Annotated in this window: 21 protein-coding genes and 1 riboswitch; of the genes, 16 read left to right on the plus strand and 5 right to left on the minus strand. The window is 47.8% G+C overall.

Features of this window, described 5'->3' with window-relative positions:
- Positions 1-26: 26 nt before the first annotated feature.
- The 4 genes from pmrB to yvcK form a co-directional block, all read right to left on the minus strand.
- Positions 27-1,169 carry a two-component system sensor histidine kinase PmrB gene (gene pmrB, locus F0Q32_RS20035; RefSeq protein WP_149464472.1) on the minus strand — a complete coding sequence of 381 codons (1,143 nt, stop codon included), beginning with the start codon at positions 1,167-1,169 and terminating at the stop codon, positions 27-29.
- Positions 1,170-1,172: 3 nt separating this feature from the next.
- Positions 1,173-1,844 (minus strand): two-component system response regulator PmrA, encoded by a 672-nt coding sequence (gene pmrA / locus F0Q32_RS20040; protein ID WP_149464473.1) that lies wholly within the window; start codon positions 1,842-1,844, stop codon positions 1,173-1,175.
- Positions 1,845-1,848: 4 nt separating this feature from the next.
- Complete coding sequence (gene eptA / locus F0Q32_RS20045) at positions 1,849-3,483, minus strand: phosphoethanolamine transferase EptA (RefSeq protein ID WP_149464474.1); 1,635 nt, start codon at positions 3,481-3,483, stop codon at positions 1,849-1,851.
- 76 nt (positions 3,484-3,559) lie between these two features.
- Positions 3,560-4,468, minus strand: coding sequence for a uridine diphosphate-N-acetylglucosamine-binding protein YvcK (yvcK, locus tag F0Q32_RS20050; RefSeq protein ID WP_149464475.1), 909 nt, complete (start codon positions 4,466-4,468; stop codon positions 3,560-3,562).
- A 225-nt stretch (positions 4,469-4,693) separates the two neighbouring features.
- Positions 4,694-4,841, plus strand: a riboswitch (molybdenum cofactor riboswitch).
- Here yvcK and moaA point away from each other — a divergent pair.
- The 16 genes from moaA to F0Q32_RS20135 all read left to right on the plus strand — a co-directional run bounded on the left by moaA (position 4,829) and on the right by F0Q32_RS20135 (position 14,297).
- Positions 4,829-5,818 carry a GTP 3',8-cyclase MoaA gene (moaA, locus tag F0Q32_RS20060; RefSeq protein ID WP_149464476.1) on the plus strand — a complete coding sequence of 330 codons (990 nt, stop codon included), beginning with the start codon at positions 4,829-4,831 and terminating at the stop codon, positions 5,816-5,818. Its footprint overlaps the riboswitch before it by 13 nt.
- Before the next feature lie 21 nt (positions 5,819-5,839).
- Positions 5,840-6,352 (plus strand): molybdenum cofactor biosynthesis protein B, encoded by a 513-nt coding sequence (gene moaB, locus F0Q32_RS20065; RefSeq protein ID WP_149464477.1) that lies wholly within the window; start codon positions 5,840-5,842, stop codon positions 6,350-6,352.
- A gap of 3 nt (positions 6,353-6,355) precedes the next feature.
- Positions 6,356-6,841, plus strand: coding sequence for a cyclic pyranopterin monophosphate synthase MoaC (gene moaC / locus F0Q32_RS20070; RefSeq protein ID WP_015965255.1), 486 nt, complete (start codon positions 6,356-6,358; stop codon positions 6,839-6,841).
- The gene (gene moaD, locus F0Q32_RS20075; protein ID WP_149464478.1) at positions 6,834-7,079 is read left to right on the plus strand and encodes a molybdopterin synthase sulfur carrier subunit; all 246 of its coding nucleotides are present in this window, start codon (positions 6,834-6,836) and stop codon (positions 7,077-7,079) included. The genes moaC and moaD overlap by 8 nt, the downstream gene beginning before the upstream one ends.
- A gap of 2 nt (positions 7,080-7,081) precedes the next feature.
- The gene (gene moaE / locus F0Q32_RS20080; protein ID WP_149464560.1) at positions 7,082-7,543 is read left to right on the plus strand and encodes a molybdopterin synthase catalytic subunit MoaE; all 462 of its coding nucleotides are present in this window, start codon (positions 7,082-7,084) and stop codon (positions 7,541-7,543) included.
- A gap of 182 nt (positions 7,544-7,725) precedes the next feature.
- Entirely contained in the window at positions 7,726-8,430 is a 705-nt protein-coding gene (locus F0Q32_RS20085; RefSeq protein ID WP_108473825.1) for a Bax inhibitor-1/YccA family protein, read from the plus strand.
- A gap of 537 nt (positions 8,431-8,967) precedes the next feature.
- Positions 8,968-9,375, plus strand: a complete 408-nt coding sequence (locus F0Q32_RS20090; protein ID WP_149464479.1) for a hypothetical protein — start codon at positions 8,968-8,970, stop codon at positions 9,373-9,375.
- Positions 9,376-9,414: 39 nt separating this feature from the next.
- Entirely contained in the window at positions 9,415-10,131 is a 717-nt protein-coding gene (locus F0Q32_RS20095; protein WP_149464480.1) for a Bax inhibitor-1 family protein, read from the plus strand.
- A 36-nt stretch (positions 10,132-10,167) separates the two neighbouring features.
- The gene (locus tag F0Q32_RS20100) at positions 10,168-10,878 is read left to right on the plus strand and encodes a Bax inhibitor-1 family protein (RefSeq protein ID WP_149464481.1); all 711 of its coding nucleotides are present in this window, start codon (positions 10,168-10,170) and stop codon (positions 10,876-10,878) included.
- 42 nt (positions 10,879-10,920) lie between these two features.
- A complete protein-coding gene (locus F0Q32_RS20105; protein ID WP_149464482.1) occupies positions 10,921-11,268 on the plus strand; it encodes a hypothetical protein in 348 nt (115 codons plus the stop codon).
- Positions 11,269-11,294: 26 nt separating this feature from the next.
- The gene (locus F0Q32_RS20110) at positions 11,295-11,756 is read left to right on the plus strand and encodes a hypothetical protein (protein ID WP_149464483.1); all 462 of its coding nucleotides are present in this window, start codon (positions 11,295-11,297) and stop codon (positions 11,754-11,756) included.
- Between the two features lie 74 nt (positions 11,757-11,830).
- Positions 11,831-12,226, plus strand: a complete 396-nt coding sequence (locus tag F0Q32_RS20115; RefSeq protein WP_255475679.1) for a DUF4303 domain-containing protein — start codon at positions 11,831-11,833, stop codon at positions 12,224-12,226.
- A gap of 34 nt (positions 12,227-12,260) precedes the next feature.
- Positions 12,261-12,611: a hypothetical protein gene (locus F0Q32_RS20120; protein ID WP_149464485.1), complete on the plus strand. Its 351-nt coding sequence runs from the start codon at positions 12,261-12,263 to the stop codon at positions 12,609-12,611.
- Between the two features lie 236 nt (positions 12,612-12,847).
- Complete coding sequence (locus tag F0Q32_RS20125) at positions 12,848-13,303, plus strand: hypothetical protein (RefSeq protein WP_149464486.1); 456 nt, start codon at positions 12,848-12,850, stop codon at positions 13,301-13,303.
- 126 nt (positions 13,304-13,429) lie between these two features.
- Positions 13,430-13,870 carry an SMI1/KNR4 family protein gene (locus F0Q32_RS20130; RefSeq protein WP_149464487.1) on the plus strand — a complete coding sequence of 147 codons (441 nt, stop codon included), beginning with the start codon at positions 13,430-13,432 and terminating at the stop codon, positions 13,868-13,870.
- Positions 13,871-13,967: 97 nt separating this feature from the next.
- Positions 13,968-14,297: a hypothetical protein gene (locus F0Q32_RS20135; protein ID WP_255475677.1), complete on the plus strand. Its 330-nt coding sequence runs from the start codon at positions 13,968-13,970 to the stop codon at positions 14,295-14,297.
- 160 nt (positions 14,298-14,457) lie between these two features.
- On the opposite strand, the gene F0Q32_RS20140 is transcribed toward F0Q32_RS20135, so the two are convergent.
- A complete protein-coding gene (locus tag F0Q32_RS20140; protein WP_149464561.1) occupies positions 14,458-15,414 on the minus strand; it encodes a YbhN family protein in 957 nt (318 codons plus the stop codon).
- Between the last annotated feature and the right edge of the window lie 3 nt (positions 15,415-15,417).

Here is a 15,417-nt window from a genome sequence, read left to right on the forward strand (position 1 = left end):
TAAACGTTCAGCAATCTCTAACTCTGTTATTTTCCGGCCTGATTGTCGTCGGTTTTCTCAGCCACTGGGTTCTGACTTTTTAACGTCGATTTCAGGTTCGCGGGTGTGAATGCAATCCATGCCCGCGTGCCGCTTCTCTCTTCACGATTTTGCAAGTAAAACGCCGCTTCGTGCAGCTGCGCAATTCGCGTGACAATACTTAACCCCAATCCAATTCCGCCATAGCGGCTGTCCATACGTACAAACGCCTGGCTCAGTTCGCCCACTTTTGATTCATCAATGCCTGGACCTTCATCCTCGACTATCAACATCGGCGTGGGGGATGCGGCAGCGGAGAGTGTAATAGTTGAATGAGTTGGGCTGTAACGGTACGCGTTTTCGACCAGGTTACGCACCATCACCTTTATCAACGTGGCATCGCCGGCAACTGCGATGTCCTGGACGTTTTCCCTTATCACCAGCGTCTGTTCGCGTCCTTTTAGCATTGATTCCAGTTCATCCCTCAGCGGCAAAATCACATCCGCCATTAACTCAACGCGCTGGTAGCTGCCGGCGGAAAATGACTGGCCCACACGCGCGAGTTGCAGTAGCTGGGCTACGCTGTTAGTCATTTGATCCAGACGCTGAATCAGCGGCCCAACGTTAATAGCCTGTGTTTTTTCAATGAGTTCCAGATGCAAACGTAAACCCGCCAGCGGAGTGCGGAGTTCATGAGCCACATCGGCGGTGAATAAACGTTCGCGATCGAGTGTTTGCGTCAAACGCGCCACCAGTTGGTTGATGGCCGACGTTACAGCATCCACTTCCAGAACGGTTTTTTCCAGATGAATCGGTTGCAGGTTATCGGGAGTACGTGCATCGAGTTCTTTTTGCAGGTCAGACAGCGGGCGGGTGATGCGTTTCACCGCTTTCATACAGACAAACAGCGCCAGGCCAATAATCACCAGGCTGGGAACCAGCAAGCTGGCTACCGCTTCGCGAACCTCGTGTTGAATGTGTTTGGCGTTGTTGTGGCCCTTCAGGATGCTGGCGACCTCCAGGTCAATTTGCTCCTTGCTTTCATGCCAGAGCCAGAAAACGCTGATAACCTGAAACACCACCAAAATGAGGCCGACAGTTAATAACAGCTGATGGCGCATCGGCCATTTTCGGATTGCGGAAAGAGGCATAAGTTAATTTGTTACCTCGCCGTTTTCCAGTTGATAACCAAAGCCTCTGAAGGTGCGAATCCGTGCTTTGCCCACTTTATCGCGCAGGTTGTGAATATGCACTTCCAGCGTATTGGTCGACGGCTCGTTATCCCAGTTGTAAATATCGTTGTAGAGAATTTCGCGATGTACCGGGCTACCGGCTTTTTGCATCAGGCGCGAGAGCAGGGCAAACTCTTTCGGTGTCAGTTCCAGCGGTTGTTCGTCCAGCCAGACCTGACGACGCGTTGTGTTAAGTCGTAAGTTCGCCACCGTGATTTCGTTTTCGCCCTGATTATAATGACGACGCAATAGCGCACGGATACGGGCGCTGAGCTCTTCCAGGGCAAACGGTTTAACCAGGTAATCGTCTGCACCCGTGTCCAGGCCGCTGACACGATCGTCCAGGGTGTCTCGGGCGGTCAAAATCAGTACTGGCAGACTGCATTTTTCCTGGCGAATACGTGAGAGGAAATGCAGCCCGTCTTCGTCTGGCAGGCCTAAATCCAGCACCATCAGACTATAGAGCCCGGATTGCAGGCTCAGCTCAGCCTGATGCGCGGTAGTCACACCATCACAGGCATAACCTTCACTTTGCATCGCCAGAATTAAGCCCTGTAATAACAATGCGTCATCTTCCACGACTAAAATTTTCATCAGCTTATCCTCTGCACGTCTTCAATATGTCATCAGCCGCACGATATTCAGTGGTCTCTACGCCCAGTATACCTAACATCGTTGAGAAGAGATTATCCTGAGAATATTCATTTTGTGCCGATGCTTTTTTCAGACAGTCATAATTCACGCCATAACGTTTCTGATAATCGTCTGATAGCCACAGCAGCATCGGAACATGTTTTTGGGTATCGGGCGCGATGGAATAGGGCAGCCCGTGCAGGTAAATGCCATTTTCACCCAATGATTCACCGTGGTCTGAGAGATAAACCAGACTGGTGGTAAATTTATCCTGTTTTGACTGCAGTAATTTAATGGCTTTATCGACAATATAATCAACGTACAGCACGGTGTTATCGTACGTGTTTACCAGTTGTTCCTGAGTGCAGGACTGAATTTCATTGGTGTCGCAGGTCGGCGTGAAATTACGAAATGCCTTTGGATAACGGTTGTAATAGGTTGGACCATGGCTACCAATAGTGTGCAACACAATCAGCCCATCGCCGTTTAATTGATCAATATAGTTATCCAGGTCATGAAATAGCACTTCATCATAACATTCCCCGTCAATGCACTGACCTGGCAGGTTGAGCGCGTTCATATTCTGATGCGGCACGCGGTCGCATGCGCCTTTGCATCCGCCGTCATTTTCATTCCACAGTACCTGAATGCCTGCGCGCTGAACGATATCCAGCAGGCCTTCCTGATGATGCGCCAGTTGTTCGTTATAATGGGCACGCGGCATATTTGAAAACATGCAGGGAACAGAAACGGCAGTGGCGGTACCACAGGAAGTGGTTTTCGGGAAATAAATCACATTGTCCTGCGCCAGACGTGGATTGGTTTCACGCGAATAACCACCGAGCGAGAAATCGTCTGCGCGCGAGGTTTCACCCACAATAAGAATGGTCAGGTTTTTACGCGGCCCGTTTTTCATCGCGTCTTTCTGCTTTGCATCTTCGCCAATGTGCACCAGCGGTAAGTTGTCCATTTTATTATGGACGTACCAGGAGTTGATGGCGGTAATGCTATTGGACGGATTTAACGACTTCACCAGCTCTTTATTGTTGCGAAACAGGGAGGCGTAGTCTTTATAAAAGAAGACTGCAACAACCACAATAAGTAAAACAGAAGCCAGCACCGAAGCGGCTCGCAGGCCGGCCTCGCGCCATTTCCGTGTTGACGGTTTTATTTTTATCCACCACGCCAGCGCGACGAACAGCACTGCGGTTAACAGCAGTGTGAGGATCATCTTGCCCGACATCAGGGCATAACTTTCCGCCGGCGTGGTATCGAGAATATTAGTAATCATCGACCGGTCGATAATCACGCCGAACGTCAATATGAAATATTGCGCCGATGCGCTGAGTAAAATAAACAGCGTTGTCAGCACTTTTTCCAGACGCAGGAAGGAGGCCAGAGCCAGGCAAATCACCATCACCGAAAAGGCGACCAGCGGCATGGTGAAGAAAACCAGCGCGTTATGAGCGGTATTTACAGGTAAAAGGGTCCAGGCCTGGCGATAAAAGGCAATATTTAGCGCCAGCGCAATATAGAACGCGAAAAGCAGAATATAAGTTAAACGGCTAACGGTGGGGCGATAGCGTAAATAGCGCAACATAGCGATCTTCCGGGATAAATGATGCTCGCTATGTTGCCGCGGGTTTTTTAAGACAACCTTAAGATTTTAAGGAAAGCTAACCTAATGCCTGAATGGCTTTTTCCAGTGCGTCGCGCAATAGTTGACGATCGTGACGATAGCGAATATCGCTGGCTTCCAGCGGTTCCTGAATGACGACACGATCGCCAATATCCGTGGTATCGACTTTCGGCCCAACGACCACTGCATCTATCACCGGTTTCCCGACGTAATGTTCCAGAATATCAATTTTTTTCGCCAGCGTCAGGCTGGCCGCCGCCGGGCTGAGTTCACGGCCTAAGTTGCCGATATAGACCATAGGCGCAGGCGTACGACGCAGCGCCTGAGCCACATCGCTCAACAATAATGCGGGTAGCAGGCTGGTATAAAAACTGCCGGGACCAATTAAAATGAGATCCGCCTCGCCAATTGCCTGCACCGCTTCACGCGTCGCGCTAACCGAAGGCGAAAGCATCAGCTCCTGGGGCGGTAAGGGCAATTGATCGATATTCACTTCCCCGTAGACTTCATGGCCTTCCTGGTCGATAGCCATTAAATCGACCGGTTGTTCCGACATAGGGATAAGTGATGCCTCTACTTTCAGTAGATTTCTTATTAAATTGATTGCCTCTAAAGGCCGCACACTGAGGTGGTCCAGCGCCTTTAACATCAAATTTCCGAGGTTATGACCGGAAAGTTCGCCATTACCGCCAAAACGGTACTCAAACATTGCCGATGCTACGCTGGGTTCGGTAATCAACTGGTTGATGCAGTTTCGCATATCGCCCCATGCGATGCCGCCTTCAGAGCGGCGGATACGACCGGTCGAGCCACCGTTATCCGTGGTGGTAACAATGCCGGTTAAACGAGAGCCGAGGGAAGAGAGTGAGGACATCACTCGCCCCAATCCATGTCCCCCTCCAAGGGCGACGACGCGATCGAGATCGGCCAGAGTGCGATTGCGCATACAACTTCCTTATATTGGTACATCTGCTTACATTAGCGTAACTACTCCCAAAAGACGATGCCGCATCCCGGGCAAAATGACGTATATCAATGCAAAAGCGTGATTTATGCGTATTCTGTCAGGAAAGTGCACGATCATGTCGCTATGTATAAGTTTATATAGCGATGGCGAACATGGCGAATTCTGTCTTCTCGCGCTATTATCGGCATAACCACTTTCAGCAACATTGCTGAAAAACACTCTAGCCTCTGTGCCTAAGTCGAAAGATAAGGTGCTTTGGCCGTGATGCTTAAGGTTTTACCTGGCATCACCAGGGCGAAGGAAGAAATGACCTCGTCTCCCGTATTTGGAAAGGTGTCTATGGCTTCACAACTTACTGATGCGTTCGCGCGCAGATTCTATTATCTGCGTCTGTCGATAACCGATGTGTGCAACTTCCGTTGTACTTACTGCCTGCCCAATGGTTACAAGCCGGGCGAAGTCACCAACAATGGCTTTTTGTCGCTGGATGAAGTGCGACGGGTTACCCGTGCTTTTTCTGCGCTGGGTACGGAAAAAGTGCGTCTCACCGGCGGCGAGCCAAGCCTGCGTCGCGACTTTGTTGACATCATTGCAGCAGTAAGAGAAAACGCGGCCATCAAACAGATTGCCGTGACCACCAACGGTTACCGCATGGCGCGTGATGTTGCCGCCTGGCGTGAAGCGGGCCTTACAGCGCTGAACGTTAGCGTCGACAGCCTTGATGCGCGCCAGTTTCATGCGATTACCGGTCAGGACAAATTCCGCCAGGTGATGGACGGCATCGACGCCGCCTTCAGCGCGGGCTTTGAAAAGGTGAAGGTCAACACCGTGCTGATGCGCGATGTAAATCATCACCAGCTCGACACCTTTCTGGCGTGGATCAAACCGCGCCGCATTCAACTCCGATTTATCGAACTGATGGAAACCGGCGACGGCAGCGATTTGTTCCGCAAACACCATATCTCCGGGATGGTGCTGCGCGATCAACTGCTCAAACGCGGCTGGATACATCAGATCCGACAGCGCAGCGATGGCCCGGCGCAGGTCTTTTGTCACCCCGACTATGAAGGGGAAATCGGCTTAATCATGCCGTATGAAAAAGATTTTTGCGCCACCTGTAATCGTCTGCGCGTCTCTTCCGTGGGAAAACTGCATTTGTGCCTTTTCGGTGACGGCGGTGTAGACCTTCGCGATCTGTTAGCGGCAGATGCCCAGCAGCAGGAACTCGAAGCACGCATCGCAGAAGCGTTAACCCATAAGAAGCAGACCCACTTCCTGCACCAGGGCAACACCGGGATCACCCAGAACCTGTCCTGGATTGGTGGATAATTCGTTTTCAAGGAGTGTTAAATGAGTCAGGCGAGCACTGAATTTTTCCCGACACGTATTGCTATTCTTACCATTTCCAGCCGTCGCGGCGAAGAGGATGACACCTCTGGCCATTATCTGCGAGATTCCTCGCAGGAGGCGGGCCACACGGTTGTCGATAAAGCGATTGTGAAAGAGAATCGCTACGCCATTCGCGCAAAGGTATCCGAGTGGATCGCGCGCGATGACGTGCAGGTGGTATTAATCACCGGCGGCACTGGCCTGACCGATGGCGACCAGGCGCCGGAAGCGCTGCTCCCGCTTTTCGACCGTGAAATTGAAGGCTTCGGCGAAGTGTTCCGCATGCTCTCTTTTGAAGAGATTGGCACCGCCACGCTGCAATCCCGCGCCATTGCCGGGATGGCTAACCGAACGCTGATTTTCGCTATGCCGGGCTCGACCAAAGCGTGTCGTACCGCGTGGGAAAATATTATTGCGGCGCAGCTCGATTCCCGCACCCGTCCTTGTAACTTCTACCCTCATCTGAAGAAATAAACGATGTCGCAACTGACCCATATCAACGCGGCGGGCGAAGCCCATATGGTGGATGTCTCCGCCAAGGCTGAAACTGTGCGCGAAGCCCGCGCGGAAGCGTTCGTCACCATGCTGCCGGAAACTTTATCGATGATTATCGACGGTAGCCATCATAAAGGCGACGTGTTCGCCACCGCCCGTATTGCAGGCATTCAGGCCGCCAAACGCACCTGGGACCTGATCCCGCTCTGTCATCCTCTTATGCTCAGCAAAGTGGAAGTGAATCTTCAGGCCGAGCCTGAGCATAACCGCGTGCGTATCGAAACGCTGTGTCGTCTGACCGGGAAAACCGGCGTAGAGATGGAAGCGTTAACGGCGGCCTCGGTGGCGGCGCTGACGATTTACGATATGTGCAAAGCGGTGCAAAAAGATATGGTCATTGGCCCGGTGCGCCTGCTGGCGAAAAGCGGTGGCAAATCGGGCGATTTCAGGGTGGATAGCGATGATTAAGGTTCTGTTTTTTGCGCAGGTTCGCGAACTGGTGGGCACGGACGCGTTACAACTTCCGGCAGAATTCGCCACGGTAGACGCCATTCGTCAGCATCTGGCTTCACAGGAAGGGCGCTGGGCGCTGGCGCTGGAAGAGGGCAAACTGCTGGCGGCGGTCAACCAGACGCTGGTCAGTTTCGATACGCCTGTTACCGATGGCGATGAGGTGGCGTTTTTCCCACCGGTGACAGGAGGTTGATGATGAGCGAAGCGCGCATTCGCGTCGGCCACGAGACGTTTAACGTGGGCGACGAATATGTCTGGCTTGCCGAGCGCGATGAAGATGGCGCGGTGGTGACGTTTACCGGCAAGGTGCGTAACCACAACCTTGGCGATAGCGTAAAAGCGCTGACGCTGGAACATTACCCGGGCATGACCGAAAAAGCATTGGCGGAGATCGTCGAAGAAGCGCGAGGCCGCTGGCCGCTGGGCCGCGTGACGGTTATTCACCGCATCGGTGAACTGTGGCCGGGCGACGAAATAGTCTTCGTCGGTGTCACCAGCGCGCACCGTAGCAGCGGTTTTGAAGCCACCGAGTTCATCATGGACTACCTGAAAACCCGCGCCCCGTTCTGGAAACGTGAAGCCACACCGGAAGGCGACCGCTGGGTGGAAGCCCGCGACAGCGACAAGCAGGCGGCAGGGCGCTGGCATAGCGCCTGATGGCGCTGCGCTTATCAGGCCTACAACACCAGGCTCGTAGGCCGGGTAAGGCGCAGCCGCCACCCGGCGGTTTCACCCGCACACTGCCGGATGACACAACACATACGTTTACTCTCCGTCGATGCACACCCACAATATTTGCGATATCCTTGAGGTATTCCTTATATCATCAGGAGATTCTCATGGATCGATTCCCTCGTTCTGATTCAATCGTACAGTCCCGTTCCGGGCTGCAAACGTATATGGCGCAAGTGTATGGCTGGATGACCTGCGGATTGCTGCTGACGGCGTTTATCGCATGGTATGCGGCGAATACCCCTGCGGTGATGATGTTTGTCTTCTCCAGCAAAATCACTTTCTTCGGCCTGATTATTGCGCAACTGGCACTGGTGTTTGTACTTTCAGGAATGGTGCAACGCCTGAGCGCAGGTGTCGCCACCACGCTGTTTATGCTCTATTCGGCGCTTACCGGGTTGACGCTTTCCAGTATTTTCATCGTCTACACCTACTCCTCCATCGCCAGTACCTTTGTGGTGAGCGGCGGGATGTTCGGCATCATGAGCCTGTACGGCTACACCACCAAACGCGACCTCAGCGGCCTGGGAAATATGCTGTTTATGGCGCTGATTGGTATCATTCTGGCGTCGCTGGTTAACTTCTGGCTGAAAAGCACCGCGCTGATGTGGGCAGTGACCTATATCGGCGTCGTGGTATTCGTTGGCCTGACCGCCTACGACACGCAGAAATTAAAAAATATCGGCGAACAAATCGACGTGCGTGATACATCCAGCCTGCGCAAAACCGCCATCCTCGGCGCGCTAACGCTGTATCTCGATTTCATCAACCTGTTCCTGATGCTGCTGCGGATATTTGGCAATCGCCGTTAACGGCTAATCATTCAAAAATCCCGGACTGGTTCCGGGATTTTTTTTGGATTCTATCTGCTTATCAAACGCACGATTGACGTAACATATTTATTTTTATTAATGCAGAGTAGTATTTTTCTTTTTTGTGATGCGTCATAGATGAAATAATGAACAAAAAGGGATATCTAAACTTCTTGGTTAATTTATTTGTATTCTTTTTGGTGATGTATACATGCATATTTATAGCTACCACATATTCACATTTAGAGATAGCCAAAGAATTACTCGCGGTAAAGTGGTGTAAAAAACCGCCGTCAAAAATTGGCCAACAATATAATTTTCCTCATTATGGCTTTTATCTTTTTCTGCGAGATTCATCCTCGGGGCAGGTCGAGATCGTGGGGAGAGTGTTGTATGCCAAAGTATTAATGGGCAGATATCGCCCTGACGACACGCCAGTTCTGGCGACAGCACCCGATCGCGCAACCGCGCGGAGATTGTGGGGGCACCTGGCCTGCACTGAGAATGGCGATATGGAAATTGGGCAGGGAGAGAACCATGTTACCTGGCATTACTGGAAAGAACAGCCCGACAAGTAAAGGGTTGCCTGTTCAGATGATCCTCTTTTTGATCTGTGTGTTGATTGTCTGCTTTGGAATATTTGCTCACACTAAACTTATTCAGCGTACGTGGTTTCAGTGGTTTGGTGAATATGCAGTGAGCGTTTATTACGACAATCAAAATGCGGACTCGAATGTTGAATTTGGACGAGCAGATGTTTACCTCGAAATTTACAAAGGGCGCTGGAATATGTTCTTTGACATACCCTGTTATCGGCAGCGGATTGCCAACCAGGTTGAAAACAATGAAATGTTGAATGAATGGGATGTCCCAGAAATGGATGATTACAGTTTTGTACTGAAAAACAACGCCCGGCAAACGCGCTATCGCCACTTTTGTCGCTGATTACGTTCACAAGAAAATCATCTTTATGGAGAATTGGGTGTGAATGCTTTCTCTTCCATACGACTCAATCAGGTTCGCGCTGCGCCATCAAATATGATGATTCGCATCTGGTTTTTGACAGCCTTGGGAATGTGGCTCACACCCATTGCGGCATCGCTTGCCGCCACCTTCGGCAATGCGGGCAGTGAAACGCATTGGGGAATGACGATTTTACTCGCTGTGCTTATTATTCTCTTTGGTGGCGGGTTTATTCTTCACCACCACAGATTAAGTACATTTATGGCGAGTCTGACCGGGGTCATGCTGGTTATACTCTTTGGCTTATGCTTGTCCGCCTTCTGTTCTCTCACCGCCATTGCCACGCTATTTGGCGTGACGGGCGCAATGTATGCGTTAAGTGCACTACTAAGCCTGTTTTTGGGGTGGAACCCTGGTTGCCGATGGTTGCTATTACTGATGGCGGCGAGTGGGCTAATGATTGCAGTAATCGTGAATAGTTTACTGGAAAATCCGCTATCCCTATGGTTGACGAGCATTCTGGTGGTACTGGCCTGGCCTGCGGCAACGTTTTATAAACTCGATACGCTAGAAGCACTACCGCGTAAGCTCTATAACGGAGAGTTTTCGACGCCTTCACGTTGCATGGTACTTGGCGCAATAATGCTTTATTTCAGCACCTTTGATCTTCTTGCTCAGATACTAATGTTATTGGTCAGGTATATATATCGATCTGATATAGGGATATGGTGGTGGTGAAAGGATTTGATGAATGAATAAACAGGGAGAGGCGTTTTGAAAATATTTGGTACCTTAAGGCTAAAAAAAGTATGCCTTGCGCCAGCAGTGGTGATGAAACGCATCTGGTTTTTTACCGCGGCAGGAATGTGGTTGACTGCATTTATGGCGTGGATTATCACGTTAGTTACGTCAACGGGCAAAGAACCCGATATTTTCCCTATTATCCTGGGGGGCGTTGTGATTTCTACCGTCAGCGGTTGGGTCTATTTCCGACAAGAGCATACGAATACCGTTAAGCTTATCATTGCTTACGGCCTGATCGTGTTTTTTGCCGCCTATGCCCTGTCGGCATTATGTGAGGTGACGTCGATTGCCATTGTTTTTGGCATTACCGGTGCCATGTTTTTCCTTAGCGCCCTGGTTTGTCATTACTGCAATATTAATCCCGGAGGCGGTTGGGCAATTTTGATGATGGCTGTAGGGGGCATGACGCTTGCGATAATTGTCAACGGATTAATGGTCAGCGATTCACTGGTCTGGAAGGCGAGTTTCCTCGCGGTTTTTATCTGGTCTTTTACGAGTTTTAATGAAGCGGCAATGTTCAAAGAGTTTTCTCGAAAGTTGTATGCTGCTGATTACACAACGGTTTCCCGCTGTGCCCTTTTAGGGGGCATGACACTCTATTTCAGTGCAGCAGCGCTATTGTTTCAGTTGGTTGTGTTGATTTTCAACATAATTCGCTGTGTGATATTTGGGTGGCTATGAGTATAGAGTTGAAGGTAATAGATACAATAACAAGGAAATGCCATGTTTAAACTAATTATGGAAGTTGACCTGATTCATGAATCGGGGATATCGTGGGATATCCACATTTTTTTTAGTCAGGAAAGTGATGTGTCATCAACTGACATAACATTTGATGATGGGAAATATCATGTCGATATTGTTCTAATGCAATTCACTCAAATAAAAGTAAAGGACATTTTTCATTCATTTGTAAAATATATGGAATATTCACAATTCTCTCATTATCGAAAAAGAGTGTTCGATGATAGAGTCGAATATGATTTCGTTACGGCAGGCGCTAATAATAAAGGGTTTTATTGTACTCTTTCTTTTCGTAAGCAGTCATCACCGCAACATCTCCTTATCTGAAGAGTATCGATAAAGTGACAATGCGAATGCTGAAAGTTGAAAACCTTTCACTGTCCATGATTCATGGCACAAGTGATGACGGGGTTGAAGCCTGTGAGTCGTTTATTTTTCTTAACCATGTAAACACGGGAATCATCGTTCCGGTTTGTTGGTTAGAGTTAGCCGTACTGCTTGAGGATGGCAGATATCTAATATTGGCCACTGATGAAAATCCCTTTGAGCAAACGCTTGAAATATTGCTGGTAGATCTTCAGGAAGGCGTGCAGGAGCGCATTGGACTTTTCATTATTTATCATGATGGCTCGCTAGAAAATGTGAATGTTTATGATTCCTGTATAGAGTTTAGTTATTTCAGTACTGAAGTTTGGCGGCTGAGTGTGTCGAAGAATAAACGGTATCGTCTTCCTCCCCGTGGATTGTGGGCGATGGGATTGAATGCTTTTCGGTTTCATCGTTTTATGCATGTTTGCTTGTTGAGATATAAGTAGGGTGATTAAATTATATATAACATTTAAAAAAATATGAAGAATGCATTTTTTAAAATATTTTTCGATAACGGTAAATAACACCAGAAGATTTTAAAAATTCGTTTGATGCATATGATAATAAAAAAATGAGCACTGAATGGATTTATGATGATTGGGGATATGGCAATAATTCGTTGAAGAATAGCGAGATCAACGAAATTAATGTATTGTTAGAAAACAAGCGCAACGTGTTTAAAACCAATGAGGATTTAGCGGTATTTACAACTGAAATCCACAACATCATGATTTCTTCGTTGGCTGTATTGCAAAAATTTATAAAAGACGAGATTGTTAGTGAGGTTTTTCTTTATATCTCTGTTGTCGATTCTGAAAATGCAAAACAAATAGAAAATGAATCAGCGAAAGAATTGAATTCAAAAGACAGTTATGCGAAATTTATTAAGAGATTAATAATCTCCTCTGAAAAATGAAAGTGATAAAACTATTAAGACATTGGGTGTGAAAATGAACGAAGAAAAATTAATTTCCATACTAATACAGTATGGCTTTACGAAAAAGCAAGTTTATAACCTCCAGAGGTTGTCAGTTAAGTATTCAACAACACTCGAAGAGAGTGTGTTTGAGTTAGCTCGACGCTTCAATCGCTCGGTTTTTACACACGTATTTGTTTTTATAATAGTCGCTTTTGATTATTGTCATAATCTACGTGAATATAACTCGCTTTCATTCTTTGTTTTTCATTTAGTAATGCTCGCATTTTGTTTCATTGCTATTGATTTTTTTGCTCCACTGTTTCAGGCTTATAAAGCGAAAAAGGTAGTGCGGCATATTAATGAAAAGTATGGGCAACAATAAAAAAACGAAATGGCGAACTCTGCTTCATACATGCTGCTAATCAGGCTTCTTCCTACCGTGGTGTGGGCTACAACGGATATATACACAAAATCCTTCAAGTTGCATCAAGGCGGCAAGTGAACGAATCCCGATGAGCTTACTCAAGTAAGTGATTCAGGTGAGAGAGCGCAGCCAACGCAGAGGCAGCTTGAAGGATGACGTGTATAGGCATTTACACTCTATGTCGGAGCTAATTAATGTTTATCGAAATGTTTAAAGAGAATGCTTCCTTCGGGGAGAAGAACGATGAAATCAGGTCGGTGCTTGCATTGCTACAGGGAAATGTGAAGCAAAAGTACCCTGATATCACTCTTCCCGTTGAGCAATGGTGCTATGTGCTTCTGCCGGGAAGGATTGGGTTAAATCAATGGGATAAACTCCTCGCTGCGGGCTATCGCTGCCTTTATGATTCAAACCATTATCCTTTCGCGATGGTATTAACACCAGATAATGCATTTTCTCGAATTATGATTGAAACATTAGCCATACAAAATGATTTTTATTATTTTATTTCGTTTGCTGATTCTTTACCTCCCGAAGATGGAAAGTTATTACAATGGATTGATGCGTTGTTAAATAATAAAATAGATAATAAAGTGCCACCGTATGAGATTCTCGTTTTTGATTGTGGGGATAGGGTAATAATATGTTGATATATGGTCGATCAGGCCAGGTGTAAGTTATGAAGACGCAAAGACGTTTGACTGCTTTTGGGATTAGTTATGAATCGCTTTCGACGCTACCATAGAATGTAATTAAGAATAAAAAGGTGTGATGTAATGGAAAGAATAAAAAAGTTAATATCACATCTATGGGATAAACATGGTGTGATATCGCAGGATGAGATGCCTACGATTGAAAGTGAACTCAATCATCCATTGCCAGATGATGTAAAATCATTCTGGCTATGGTCCAATGGCGGTTGTGGGAAGTTTAAAAATATTTATATCGCTCTCTGGCCGCTAGAAGATATTCCTTCTTTAAATTCTTTAGAGGATGGTTATCTTATTAAACATTACTTAGGCAACAAATTTATTGCTTTCGGCTCTGATGGTGGCCCAATCTGTTTTTTATTGGATTATCGTGATCCTGAGTATGTAAAGGTATGTAGCGTTAATTTTGGTGATCTGGATATAGAAGAGGTAAAAGAAGTGGCGCCTTCTTTTAAGACATTTATGGAAATGGCGCTTGATGGTTCACTTGATGATGAGTTTTTATGATCATTAACGGGAAAAGCGAGCATTCTCAGATAATCTACGGGCTATATTACCCAATGCTCTAAATTTATAACGTCTATTGGACATTAAGATGAACATTATGAATAAAACAGAAGTAATAAACTTTCTGTCATTATACCAACCGATGCCAGATGATCTGGATATCACGCAGGAGCTTATCGATCAGTATGATGATGTGCGTCAGTATTTTATTCAGAATCCAGATAACGACGCAATCCCACTGCTTATGCGGTCGTTCGGATCGGGTGATGGCCTGGGAGTTTATCAATTAATAGAGGATGTATTTGATAAATGTGATTATGAAAGTGTTATAGAGAATATTGTCGAGATCTTAACCGATCCTTCTACAATCAAAAGTGTAAGATTTTGGGTTACACAACAGGCAGTAAACTTCCCTGATGCAAGATGAATCAATGGATTAAATTTGTCATTACAATCTGATGATGACGATATTTGCTTTATGGCAAAAATCGCCTTAAGGATTATTTTTGAAAATTCACAAGTTGACGTAGGTGTGTTTCTTAAATTTGGGACGTACTTTCGCAACTCCTCTAACGGCTGAAGTTCTCTCACCCCCCAGCCTTCTCCTCATTCCTCTCCCGAATCCTTTTCGCCTGGCTCTCAAGCCCCAGATAACACACCAGCGCCAGTAGCAGTGGAATAAAGTAATACAGCACACGCCACACCAGCAGCGCCGCAATTATCGTTCCTGATGAGACTTCTTCGCTGGCCAGCAGTGCGACAAACACCGCTTCCAGCACGCCGATACCTGCCGGAATATGCACAATCACTGCGACTACGCTGCTGACCAGCAGAACGCCGAGGACGAAGAAATAATCAACGCTCTGGCCCATCAGCAGCCAGATGGTTGCGCCCATCGCCATCCAGTTAAGGCTGGAAATCGCCATCTGGGCGAGGGCGAACTTCCAGGTGGGGAGAACCAGTTTTTGTCCTTTGACAGAATACTGGCGCTTTTTGGCAAAAGCGCAAAATCCCAGATACACCAGCACCATCGCCAACAGCGCCGCGCCGAGCAGTTGCAGAGTCGTGTCGTTGATATACCAGTGCGGCGGCAAGTCAATGGCGCCAATGGTAAACATCACGCCCGCCAATAATAAATAACCCAGCCAGTTGGTCGAAATGCTCAGGGAAAAGATGCGAGTGATGGTGCCGGGCTTCAGCCCAAGCCGCGAATACAGGCGATAGCGCATACCTATGCCGCCAACCCAGGTGCTGAGCGTCAGGTTAAAGGCATAGCAGATAAACGACACCAGCATGACCTGGCGCTTGGCCAGCTTATGCCCGCACCAGACGCGGGCCAGCAGGTCATAGCAGCCGTACAGCAAATAGTTGAAAATCACCAACCCTACTGCGCCCAACAGCGCCAGACGGTTGTAGTCGCGGATGACGTTCCACACCTCATGCCAGTCAATTTTGCGCGCATAGAGCACCAGCAGTACCGCGACGGCAACCAGAAACAGCCAGGTCAGGGCGCGTTTGGTCCACTTCCACTGTGTCTTGCTCATCCA

The organism is Pseudocitrobacter sp. 73 (assembly GCF_008369545.1).
Classification (GTDB): Bacteria; Pseudomonadota; Gammaproteobacteria; order Enterobacterales; family Enterobacteriaceae; genus Pseudocitrobacter; species Pseudocitrobacter vendiensis.

Coding starts and splice junctions, on each gene's coding strand:
- pmrB (WP_149464472.1), bottom strand. CDS start 1,169: ATGCCTCTTTCCGCAATCCGAAAATGGCCGATGCGCCATCAGCTGTTA.
- pmrA (WP_149464473.1), bottom strand. CDS start 1,844: ATGAAAATTTTAGTCGTGGAAGATGACGCATTGTTATTACAGGGCTTA.
- eptA (WP_149464474.1), bottom strand. CDS start 3,483: ATGTTGCGCTATTTACGCTATCGCCCCACCGTTAGCCGTTTAACTTAT.
- yvcK (WP_149464475.1), bottom strand. CDS start 4,468: ATGCGCAATCGCACTCTGGCCGATCTCGATCGCGTCGTCGCCCTTGGA.
- moaA (WP_149464476.1), top strand. CDS start 4,829: ATGGCTTCACAACTTACTGATGCGTTCGCGCGCAGATTCTATTATCTG.
- moaB (WP_149464477.1), top strand. CDS start 5,840: ATGAGTCAGGCGAGCACTGAATTTTTCCCGACACGTATTGCTATTCTT.
- moaC (WP_015965255.1), top strand. CDS start 6,356: ATGTCGCAACTGACCCATATCAACGCGGCGGGCGAAGCCCATATGGTG.
- moaD (WP_149464478.1), top strand. CDS start 6,834: ATGATTAAGGTTCTGTTTTTTGCGCAGGTTCGCGAACTGGTGGGCACG.
- moaE (WP_149464560.1), top strand. CDS start 7,082: ATGAGCGAAGCGCGCATTCGCGTCGGCCACGAGACGTTTAACGTGGGC.
- F0Q32_RS20085 (WP_108473825.1), top strand. CDS start 7,726: ATGGATCGATTCCCTCGTTCTGATTCAATCGTACAGTCCCGTTCCGGG.
- F0Q32_RS20090 (WP_149464479.1), top strand. CDS start 8,968: ATGTTACCTGGCATTACTGGAAAGAACAGCCCGACAAGTAAAGGGTTG.
- F0Q32_RS20105 (WP_149464482.1), top strand. CDS start 10,921: ATGTTTAAACTAATTATGGAAGTTGACCTGATTCATGAATCGGGGATA.
- F0Q32_RS20110 (WP_149464483.1), top strand. CDS start 11,295: ATGCTGAAAGTTGAAAACCTTTCACTGTCCATGATTCATGGCACAAGT.
- F0Q32_RS20120 (WP_149464485.1), top strand. CDS start 12,261: ATGAACGAAGAAAAATTAATTTCCATACTAATACAGTATGGCTTTACG.
- F0Q32_RS20125 (WP_149464486.1), top strand. CDS start 12,848: ATGTTTATCGAAATGTTTAAAGAGAATGCTTCCTTCGGGGAGAAGAAC.
- F0Q32_RS20130 (WP_149464487.1), top strand. CDS start 13,430: ATGGAAAGAATAAAAAAGTTAATATCACATCTATGGGATAAACATGGT.
- F0Q32_RS20135 (WP_255475677.1), top strand. CDS start 13,968: ATGAATAAAACAGAAGTAATAAACTTTCTGTCATTATACCAACCGATG.
- F0Q32_RS20140 (WP_149464561.1), bottom strand. CDS start 15,414: ATGAGCAAGACACAGTGGAAGTGGACCAAACGCGCCCTGACCTGGCTG.